The organism is Ramlibacter sp., from assembly GCF_029866045.1.
Classification (GTDB): Bacteria; Pseudomonadota; Gammaproteobacteria; order Burkholderiales; family Burkholderiaceae_C; genus Ramlibacter.
Genome location: NZ_JARXAB010000012.1, coordinates 1 through 9,608 on the forward strand (window position 1 = coordinate 1; position 9,608 = coordinate 9,608).

Consider the following 9,608-nt stretch of genomic DNA (forward strand, 5'->3'; position numbering starts at 1 on the left):
CACAAAGCAGTTATGCAGGCAAGGCGAGTGGGGCGATCCTGTCACGCAGCCTGCGGCAAAACAGCCATGCACCACCGGACATGGGTCGGACTGGCGCCAACCGCTAGATTTACGCCAGACCCGCTCGAGACGGCTTGGGTCGCGAGAAATCCGCTTGCCAAAGACCACAAGGAGACTCACGTGCGCCAAACTTCCCCCTCCGGCTTCGGCCGCCGCCAGTTCCTCGCCTTGCTGGCCGCCAGCGCCGGCACCACCCCTGCCTGGGCCGCCTTTCCGGACAAGCCTGTCCGCATGATCGTGCCCTTCCCTGCTGGCGGTGCGGCTGACGTCATGGCGCGCACCTTAGGCATGCAACTGAGCGAGGCCCTGGGTCAGCAGGTGTTGATCGACAACCGCGGCGGCGCCGGTGGCACCCTTGCAGTCGAGGCGGTGGCCCGTGCGCCGGCCGACGGCTACACCGTGCTGTTTGGCACCATGGGCACGCAAGCGATCAACCCGGCCCTCTACCCCAAGCTGCGCTACGACCCGATGAAAGACTTCGCGCCGGTGGCCCTGACCCACATCACCCCCAGGGTGCTGGTGGTCGGCCCCTCGGTCAAAGCGCAGTCGGTGGCCGAGCTGATTGCCATGGCCAAGGCTCGCCCCGGTCAAATCTCCTACGGATCCGCCGGCAACGGCAGCTCCAGCCACCTGTCGGGCGCCCTGTTCGAGAGCATGGCCGGCGTGAACATGATCCACGTCCCCTACAAGGGCAGCGCGCCGCTGCTCACCGACGTGCTGGCTGGCCGCATCGACACCACCTTCGATTCCTACACCGTGTATGAGGAGCACATCAAGGCGGGCAAAGTGCGCGCCCTGGCCGTGACCTCTGCGCGCCGCATGGGCGTGCTGCCGCAAACGCCGACCATTGCGGAGTCGGGCCTGGCGGGCTACGAGGTGTCGAACTGGCTGGGGCTGCTCGCGCCGGCCGGCACGCCCAAGGAGGTGATCGCCGCCTTGCATGCCGCCACCACCAAGGCCATGGCCGACGGCCCCATGCGCCGGCAACTGACCGGGCTGGGCATCGAGCCCACCCTCACCTCCCCTGAGGAATTTGGCAACCTGATTCGTAGCGAAATCCCCAAGTGGGCCCGTATCGTCAAGGCCTCGGGGGCACAGGTCGACTGAGGCTGCGGCGAATGGCCCCGCCGCTGCGCCAGCGCGCACTACTCGAGATCGGCGATGCGGCGCTGGACGTTATTTCAGAGGGCACAGGCCCGGCCTTGGTCCTGCTGCCCTCCTCCCTGCGCGACTCGCTGGACTTCGACCTCCTGGCCAGCCTGCTGGCGGAGGCCGGATTTCAGGTCTTGCGACCCCAGCCCCGCGGCATGGGCCGCTCGAGTCCGCCGCCCGAGGGCATGACGCTGGCGACATTGGCAGACGATGTGGCCGGCGTCATCGCCCATTTCGCCAGCGGGCCCGCACTTGTCGTCGGCCATGCCTATGGCCACTGGGTGGCCCGCATGACGGACCTGCGCCATCCCGAGCGGGTACGCGGCGTGGTGGCACTCGGCGCCGCGGCGCGCGTTTTCCCTGCAGGAATGGCCGAGTCATTGGCACTGGCATCCGATCCCACCTTGGCCGATGCAGCCCGGCTCGAAGCGCTGCGCCACTGCATGTTCGCGCCGGGCAACGATCCCCGCCCTTGGCTGGCAGGCTGGCACCCGCAGTGGCGGCGCGCCTACCGGGAGGCCTCTGCCTCGCCGCCGCGGGACAGCTGGTTCAATCAGGGTCATGCCCCGCTGCTGGATCTGCACGGCGCGCAAGATGCCTGGCGCCCGGCCTCCTCCCGACAGGAACTGGCGCAGGCGCTGGGCAGCAAGGTCACCGTCGAGGTCATCGCAAATGCGGGCCATGCGCTGGTCCCCGAGCAACCCCATGCCATCGCCCAGGCGGTGACGGGCTGGGCGAGCCGTATCGGCCACGCATAACAGCTTTGCCGCCGGGACACCGGGGAGACCGCCCCCTCTGGCTAGCATGAAGATCCGTCGCCCCCGCCCCTTGCCCGACCCGGAGTCCCCGCATCCATGACGCTTGGAAAAGTCCTGATCACCGCCGCTTCCGTCAAAGGCCATGCGCCTGCCTTGCAGGCCCTGCGCGATGCCGGCTGCGAGGTCGTTCTGGCCAATACGCCCCAGCCCTGCACAATGGAGTGGCAGCTGGCGCAGGTGCAGGAGATCGCCGCCCTGGTCTTCGCCATGGAGCCGATGCCGGCGCAGTTGCTCGAGGCAGCGCCCCGCTTGCGCGTCATCGCCCGACCCGGGGTGGGCTATGACACCGTCGACCTGGCCGCCGCCACCCGGCGCAAAGTTGCAGTCACGGTGGCCGCGGGCACCAACGACCAAAGCGTCGCCGACCACGCCTTTGGCCTGCTGCTCATGGCCAGCCGCGGCCTGCTCACCGCGGTCAACAGCGTGCAGGCCCATGGCTGGGACCGGCCTACTGGCACAGAAGCCTGGCGCAAGACCTTAGCCATCGTTGGCTACGGCCGCATTGGGCGGGCCATCGCCCGCCGGGCACGCGGTTTTGACATGCGGGTTCTGGTGGTCACGCCCCGGCCCGACCCTGCGGACAAGGAGGTCGAGTTCGTCTCCCTGGACGAGGCCCTGACCCAGGCCGACTTCGTGTCGCTCAGCGCCCCGCTGACCCCGCAGACCGAAAGTCTGATCAATGCAGAATCCCTGGCCCGAATGAAAAAGGGTTCCTTCCTGATCAACACCTCGCGCGGCGGCCTGATCGACGAGGCGGCGCTGGCGGAGGCGGTCAGGAGCGGCCACCTGGGCGGCGCCGCCGTCGACGTGCTGCGCCAGCAAGGGGCCAACTCCCCCAGCCCGCTGATCGGGGTGCCCGGCATCCTGGTCACCCCGCACATGGCCACCCTGACCCGCGAGTCCATGGCGCGGGTGGCAATGTCAGTGGCTGCGGGCGTGATCGCCGTCCTGCGCGGTGAGCGCGCCGCCCATACCGTCAACCCCGAGGTCTACGATGGCCATTGAATACGACACCCTCAAGCGGGTCACCGCGCAGTTGTTCGACCGCTCACTGCGGGGTATTCCCGCCGACACGCGGACTGCACTGGAAGCGGCGGATACCCGCGAAACCAACGAGACTGCCAGGCACACCCTGCGCCTCATGCTCAAAAGCGCAGACGCTGCGCAACAAGCAAACCAATTCATCTGCTCGGACGCCGGCGTGCCGGTGTACTTTGTCAAAGTCGGCACCCAGGCCCGCTTTGGCGGCGATGTGCGGCGTGCCATCACCGAGGGCTTTGCGGAGTTGGTGGCATCGATCGACCCACCCCTGCTGCCGCATGTCACGCACCCGCTGACCCTCGAGCGCGGCTACGCAGGCAAGGGCATGCCCATCGTCACCTTCGACCTGGTGGACGACTGCGACTATGTCGAAATCACCTGCTCGCCCAAGGCGCTGGGCTCGGGCCGCTGGGCGGCGCTGGAGATCTTCAGCTTCCCGGACCTCGCCACCATCGAAGGCTTCGTCATCGACACGGTGATCAAGGCCGGCGCCCAGACCTGCCCGCCCGTGGTGGTGGGCGTGGGCATCGGCGGCACCTTCGACTACGCCGCCAAGATGGCCAAGGAGGGCACGCTGCGTCCGATCGGCCAGCACCACCCTGAGCCCATGGTCGCAGCGATGGAAAAGCGCCTGGCCGAGGCGGTCAACCAGACAGGCTTCGGCCCGATGGGAACCGGCGGCGCCAGCACCGCAATGGCGGTGAACGTCGACTACTGCGCCGGTCACGGATTCACCCCGGTGGCCGTGGCCTTCAATTGCTGGATCAACCGCCGCACCCGCGCCCGTCTGCATAACGACGGCCGGGTCGAAGTTCTGGAGTGAGCCATGGCTGAAGGCATTCGCACCCACCGACTGAAGTTCCCCCTCTGCGAGGCCGATGCCCGCTCCTTACGCGCTGGGGACCAGGTCATTTTGGATGGGGAGATCGTGGTCACCGCTGGCCTGCCCACCCACCAGCGCCTGCTCGGGTGTCTGGAGGGACGCGAGCCGATGCCGATGGCACTGCAGGGCGCCAGTCTGCTTCACATCGGCAGCTACAGCCGCGAGGAGCAGGGCCGCTTCGAGGTTCTCTATATCAACCCCACCACCAGCACCCGCTTCAACCCGCACATGCCTCGCCTGATCGAGGGTCTGGGCCTGCACGCAGTTGGCGGCAAGGGCGGGCTCGACGCTGCCAGTGCCCAGGCCATGGCCCGCACCGGCTGCGTCTACCTGTCCTTCCTGGGAGGCGGCGCGACCCTTCACACACAGGCGATACGCGAGGTGCTGGAAGTGGGCTGGCCCGACATGCTGACCCACTACCGTCTGGTGCGCCTGCGGGTGGAGGGTCTGGGTCCAGCCACCGTGGGCATCGACGCTTTGGGCCGCAGCCTGTACGACGAGCAGACCGCCGCGGCACAGGATCGGCGCGCGGAGATCATGGCCGGCCTTGCGCGAGCCCGCATGACAGCGTTGCCGCCGGGCTGATAGCCCGCTGCAATCGGCGCCGGAACAATCACCCTCACTCCATGAATCCGCAAACACCTTCCATGTCCGAAGCGCCCCGGGGCCCCCTGTCCCATGTGCGGGTGCTGGACCTCAGTCGAATACTCGCCGCCCCCTGGGCCGGACAGATCTTGGCCGACCTCGGAGCTGAGGTGATCAAAGTCGAGCGTCCCGGTGCCGGCGACGACACCCGGGCTTGGGGCCCGCCCTTTCTCCAGGGCGCCGACGGCAAACCGACTAAGGAAGCCGGCTACTACCTGGCCGTCAATCGCGGCAAGCGCTCCATCACCGTGAGCCTGGAAAAGCCCGAGGGTCAGGAGATCATCAAACGCTTGGCGGCGCGCGCCGACATCGTGCTGGAGAACTACAAGTGCGGGACGCTCGCGCGCTACGGCCTCGACGAGGCCAGCCTGCGCAAGGTCAATCCGCGCCTGATCTATTGCTCGGTCACTGGCTTCGGCCAGACCGGCCCCCGGCGCGACCAGGTGGCCTATGACTTCCTGATCCAGGCCATGGGCGGTCTCATGAGCGTCACCGGCGAGCGGGATGGCCGGCCTGGCGGCGGTCCGCAAAAGGTAGGCGTGCCCATCGTCGATTTGATGACCGGTATGTACACCGCGGTGGCGGTGCTGGCCGCCCTGGCGCGCCGCAACGAATGCGGCCGTGGCGACTACATCGACATCGGCATGCTCGACGTGCAGGTGGCCACGCTGGCCAATCAAGCGATGAACTACCTGGTCTCGGGCAAGGTACCGGCCCGTAACGGCAACGCCCACCCCAACATTCAGCCGCAGGATGTCTACCGCTGCAGTGACGGCGACGTGATCCTGGTCGTTGGAAACGATGGGCAATTCGCCAAGCTGTGCGAAAGCCTTGGGCGGCCTGAGTGGGCGCAAGACGAGCGCTTTGCCACCAACCCGCAACGGGTCCGAAACATCGAGACTTTGTCGGCGCTGCTCCAGGCGGAGTTCACGCGCCACACAAGGGCGGAGCTGATCGACCAACTCGACGCCGCGGGCGTTCCCTGCGGCCCAATCAACTCGGTGGCCGATGTGTTCGAGGACCCGCAGGTCAAGGCCCGGGGCATGCTGCGCCACGTTCCGCACCCGAGCGGTGTCGATGTGCCCCAGGTCGCCAGTCCGATGCGCTTTACCGAAGCCGACCTGCCCCAGCGGGAGGCGCCGCCACTCCTGGGCCAGCACAGCGCCGACATCCTGGCTGAGATCGGCTACGACGCAGAGGCGGTACGCCGCCTGCAAGCCGGCGGAGCGATCTGAAATGAGCGAGCCGCTGTTGGCCCCTCCCCCCTTTGCAGGGCGCTACGCCGACCTGCCCGGCGTACGCCTGTGGTACGTGGACACCGGCGGATCCGGCCCGGTGTTGGTGCTGCTGCACGCCAACACCGGCACCGTGCGCGCCTGGGACCGGCAACTCGTGGCCTTCCACCAGGCGGGCCTACGAGTGATCGCCTTCGACCGGCGCGGCTGGGGCCAGAGCCTGGCCGACCCGGCTAGCGGGCCGCAACCAGGCTCTATCGCCGAAGATCTGGAGGCGCTGGTACAGCACCTGGGGCTGGAGCGCTTCTCGCTTCTCGGCATCGCGGGTGGTGGGTTTGCAGCGCTGGACTATGCCGCCTGGCAGACCCAGCGCCTGGAGCGTCTGGTGATTGCCGGCAGCAACGGCCAGTTCAGCGAACCGCAGATGCAGGACTTCTACGCCCGCATCGCGGTGCCCGGCCTCACCGGCCGGATCGAGGTGCGGCCCTTCTTGGAGGTGGGCGTGGCCTACCGGGCCGAGAACCCGGAGGGTCTGGCCCTCTTCATTGCGATGGAACATGCCGCTCGCCAGCCCGACGCGCCTGCACAGCCCCTGCGCACGCCCAACACCTTTGCCAAAGTGGCCACCATCACACCGCAGACCCTGGTGCTGATGGGAGGCGCCGATCTGCTGGCACCCCCCGCCCTCATGCGGACCTGGGCCAGCCATCTTCCCAACACCCGCTTCACCGAGATCGGCGACGCGGGGCACTCGATCAACTGGGAGCGCCCAGAGGCGTTCAACCGGCTGGTTCTCGAATTTCTGCAGGAATGACCCGTCGACGACGAAAGGAGACAACCCCCATGACCTCGCCCTCTTTGACCTTGACCCTGACCTTGAACCGCAGCGTGCGTCGCTGCCTTTTGCAGGCCGCCGCCGCCCTGATGTTGACCAGCGGCGCTGGCCACGCCCTCGCCCAGGCCGTCACCCGAGTGATCGTGCCCTTTGCGCCCGGCGCATCGAACGACGTCATCGGCCGCATGATGGCCGAGGCAGCAGCCAAGAAGAGCGGAACCAACTGGATCGTGGAGAACCGGCCCGGCGCTGGCTCCATGCTCGGCGCCGAATTCGTGGCCAAGTCGGCGCCCGACGGCAGCAACCTGCTGCTGTGCGCCACGGCCAACATGGGCATCCTGCCGGCGATCGCCAAGACCGTTCGCTACACAGTGGACAAGGACTTCAGCTTCCTGGTGCGCATTGCGAGCAGTCCCTTCGCACTGGCAGTTAACTCCAACCTGGGCGTCAACAGCTTTGCCGATTTCGTCCGCCTGGCCAAGTCCAAGCCGGGCTCCATCCGCATCGGCTCGGCCGGGGTTGGCGCGCTGGACTACATGGGCGCCTCGCTGATGCAGTCGCAACTGGGCATCGATGTCACGGTGGTCCCCTACAAGGGCATGGCCCCGGCCCTCAACGACCTGCGTGCCGGTCATGTGGACGCCACCATCACCAGCCCGGGCACGATCCGGCCCCTGACCCAGGACGGCAAGATCAAGGTGTTGGCAGTGTTCGATACCCAGCGCAGCGAAGTGATGCCGGCGGTTCCCTCGATTGCGGAACTGGGCCACCCCAAACTGCTGGTACTCAATTGGTGGGGCATCTGCGGCCCGTCCAAGTTGCCCCCCCAAGTGGCGGGCAACCTGCGTCAGGTCATGATGGACGCGCTCACAGATCCGGCCTTCCAGCGCAGCCTCAAGGAAAAGGGCTTCGACCCCGCGGTACAGTCCGGCGACGACTTCGCCCGCTTCGTGGCCGCTGACCAGGCCAACTGGAAGGAAGTCGCCCGCAAGTCCAACATCACCCTCGACGAGTAAACCCATGACGCAGCCCCTCACCCTCCACTGGTCCCCCCGCTCGCCCTATGTGCGAAAGGTGATGGTCTGCGCCCACGAGTTGGGCCTGACCGACCGCATCCGCACAGTGCGCTCGGTCGCCGCCATGCTCAAACCCAATGCGGCCCTGATGGAGGACAACCCCCTGTCCAAGATCCCGACCCTGGTGCTTGAAGACGGCAGCGCGCTGTTTGACTCGGTGGTGATCTGCGAATACCTCAACGACCTGGGCCAAGGCAGCCTGTTTCCGGCCAGTGGCGATGCCAAGTGGCAGGCCCTGCGTTGGCACGCCATGGCCGACGGCTTCCTCGACACCCTGATTCTTTGGCGCAACGAGCGTGAACGGGCCCAGCCGCTGCAGCCCCTGATGGACGCTTTCGGAATCAAGGCTGCTTCCGTTCTGGCCCAACTGGACCGGGAGGTCGCGGCCCTGGAGAAGGCGCCCTTCACCATCGGCACGGTGACCATCGCCTGCGCGCTGGGCTATATGGACTTTCGCTACCCGGACTACGGCTGGCGCGAAAAGGCACCGGCGCTGGCGCGCTGGTTTGCCGTCGTGGCCACGCGTCCTTCGATGCAAGCCACGGTGGCTGTCGACGGCTAAAGGTCGTCAGGTATCGCCCGCGGCGACGCTTCAGCCGTAGAGCGCCTGGGGGTTGTCCATCAGCACCCGGCGCTCCAGCGCCGCATCGCCACACCAGCGGCGGAAGGTGGCCAAGAGGTCGGCCACGTCGGGCTCCGGCGCAATGCGCAGGTGGGGCCAGTCGCTGCCCCAGAGCAGGCGCTCGGGGTTGGCTTGCAACAAGCGCTCCTGGAAGGGGCGCGCCAGTTCTGGGTCCAGCCCTACGGTGTTGCGGTAGGCCGAGAGCTTGACCCACACCCGGCCGCTGGCCACCAAGTCGAGCAGCACTTTGAAGCCCGGCTGGTCCACACCGGCGCGCGGGTCGAAGCCCCCCATGTGGTCGATCACCATCGGGAAGGGAAGCGCGCGCAGCAAGGGCGCGATTTCGGGCAGCACCTGGCAGTCGGTCCACATTTCGGCGTGCAAACCGGCCTCGGCCAGGGCCGGGGTCAGTGCGCGCAGGTCCTCGATAGCCGCGCTGCCGGCGAAATTGGTGCCCGCACCACTGCGGTGACTGAAGCGCGCTGCACGCACGCCGCGTGCACGCAGGCCCGCCAAGGGCAAGGGGCTGCCCGGTCGCACCACGACCACACCGCGCAGGTGGGCGTGGCGATCCAGCGCAGAGAGCAGTCGGCTGTGGTCGTCGCCATAAGCACTCGGGTGCACCAGCACCGCATGCGACAGGCCCTGGCGCGCCAGCATGGCCGCATGGCCCGTCTCCAGCGCCTCGGGCGGGGTGTAGCTGCGGTCGGGCGCGAGCGGAAAGTCCGCGTAGGGGCCAAACAGGTGGTTGTGGCAGTCCCAGCCCAAAACGGCCGGGCCGCCGGCCGGGGAAGGCGCTGACGAACCGTTCATTTCAGGCCGTCATGCTGGGGCAGCGGGAAGGCAGGAGCCACACCTTCCGGCAGCGGGATCTCGTGGCAGTTGAGCGTCATTGCCACCATCGTGTAGTAACCGATCAGGGCAGTCAATTCGACAATGGCCTTTTCGCTGAAGTGCGCCAAGGCCGCCTGGTAGGTGGCGTCGGACACCGAGCGGTGCGCATTGAGTTCGACCGCATAGGCCCACAGGGCGTGCTCGTCAGCGGTGAGGCCGGACGGCGCGCGTTGGGCCAAAAGGGCCTCGATGATGGGCATCTCGATCCCGACCTTCTCCGCCTCGAGGCGGTGGGCGTACCACTCGAAGGGCGAGTTGCAGGCCCGGCCGGTGATGAGAATGGCAATCTCGGATTGGCGCGGTGTGAGGCTGGTGCGATAGCGCAGCAAGGCGCCGAGCGCCGACCA

The 9,608-nt window shown here is 67.5% G+C and carries 11 protein-coding genes; 9 read left to right on the top strand and 2 right to left on the bottom strand.

What is annotated here, in order from left to right; all coding sequences use genetic code 11:
* Positions 1–180 precede the first annotated feature (180 nt).
* The 9 genes from QE494_RS00675 (at position 181) to QE494_RS00715 (ending at position 8,307) form a co-directional block, all read left to right on the top strand.
* Positions 181–1,167: a tripartite tricarboxylate transporter substrate binding protein gene (locus QE494_RS00675; RefSeq protein WP_300040460.1), complete on the top strand. Its 987-nt coding sequence runs from the start codon at positions 181–183 to the stop codon at positions 1,165–1,167.
* Between the two features lie 11 nt (positions 1,168–1,178).
* The gene (locus QE494_RS00680; RefSeq protein WP_300040462.1) at positions 1,179–1,970 is read left to right on the top strand and encodes an alpha/beta fold hydrolase; all 792 of its coding nucleotides are present in this window, start codon (positions 1,179–1,181) and stop codon (positions 1,968–1,970) included.
* Between the two features lie 96 nt (positions 1,971–2,066).
* Entirely contained in the window at positions 2,067–3,035 is a 969-nt protein-coding gene (locus QE494_RS00685) for a phosphoglycerate dehydrogenase (protein WP_300040464.1), read from the top strand.
* Entirely contained in the window at positions 3,025–3,894 is an 870-nt protein-coding gene (locus QE494_RS00690; RefSeq protein WP_300040466.1) for a fumarate hydratase, read from the top strand. The genes QE494_RS00685 and QE494_RS00690 overlap by 11 nt, the downstream gene beginning before the upstream one ends.
* A 3-nt stretch (positions 3,895–3,897) precedes the next feature.
* Positions 3,898–4,539, top strand: coding sequence for a fumarate hydratase C-terminal domain-containing protein (locus QE494_RS00695; RefSeq protein ID WP_300040468.1), 642 nt, complete (start codon positions 3,898–3,900; stop codon positions 4,537–4,539).
* Between the two features lie 41 nt (positions 4,540–4,580).
* Positions 4,581–5,834, top strand: a complete 1,254-nt coding sequence (locus QE494_RS00700) for a CaiB/BaiF CoA-transferase family protein (protein WP_300040470.1) — start codon at positions 4,581–4,583, stop codon at positions 5,832–5,834.
* Position 5,835: 1 nt separating this feature from the next.
* Positions 5,836–6,648 (top strand): alpha/beta fold hydrolase, encoded by an 813-nt coding sequence (locus QE494_RS00705; RefSeq protein ID WP_300040472.1) that lies wholly within the window; start codon positions 5,836–5,838, stop codon positions 6,646–6,648.
* A gap of 29 nt (positions 6,649–6,677) precedes the next feature.
* The gene (locus QE494_RS00710) at positions 6,678–7,685 is read left to right on the top strand and encodes a tripartite tricarboxylate transporter substrate binding protein (RefSeq protein WP_300040474.1); all 1,008 of its coding nucleotides are present in this window, start codon (positions 6,678–6,680) and stop codon (positions 7,683–7,685) included.
* Positions 7,686–7,689: 4 nt separating this feature from the next.
* A complete protein-coding gene (locus QE494_RS00715) occupies positions 7,690–8,307 on the top strand; it encodes a glutathione S-transferase family protein (RefSeq protein ID WP_300040476.1) in 618 nt (205 codons plus the stop codon).
* A 30-nt stretch (positions 8,308–8,337) separates the two neighbouring features.
* Here QE494_RS00715 and QE494_RS00720 read toward each other — a convergent pair whose 3' ends face one another.
* Together QE494_RS00720 and QE494_RS00725 are read right to left on the bottom strand one after the other, a co-directional pair.
* The gene (locus QE494_RS00720) at positions 8,338–9,180 is read right to left on the bottom strand and encodes an amidohydrolase (protein WP_300040478.1); all 843 of its coding nucleotides are present in this window, start codon (positions 9,178–9,180) and stop codon (positions 8,338–8,340) included.
* On the bottom strand, positions 9,177–9,608 hold a 432-nt coding region (locus QE494_RS00725), incomplete at its 5' end, for a carboxymuconolactone decarboxylase family protein (RefSeq protein ID WP_300040480.1). The genes QE494_RS00725 and QE494_RS00720, both read right to left, overlap by 4 nt.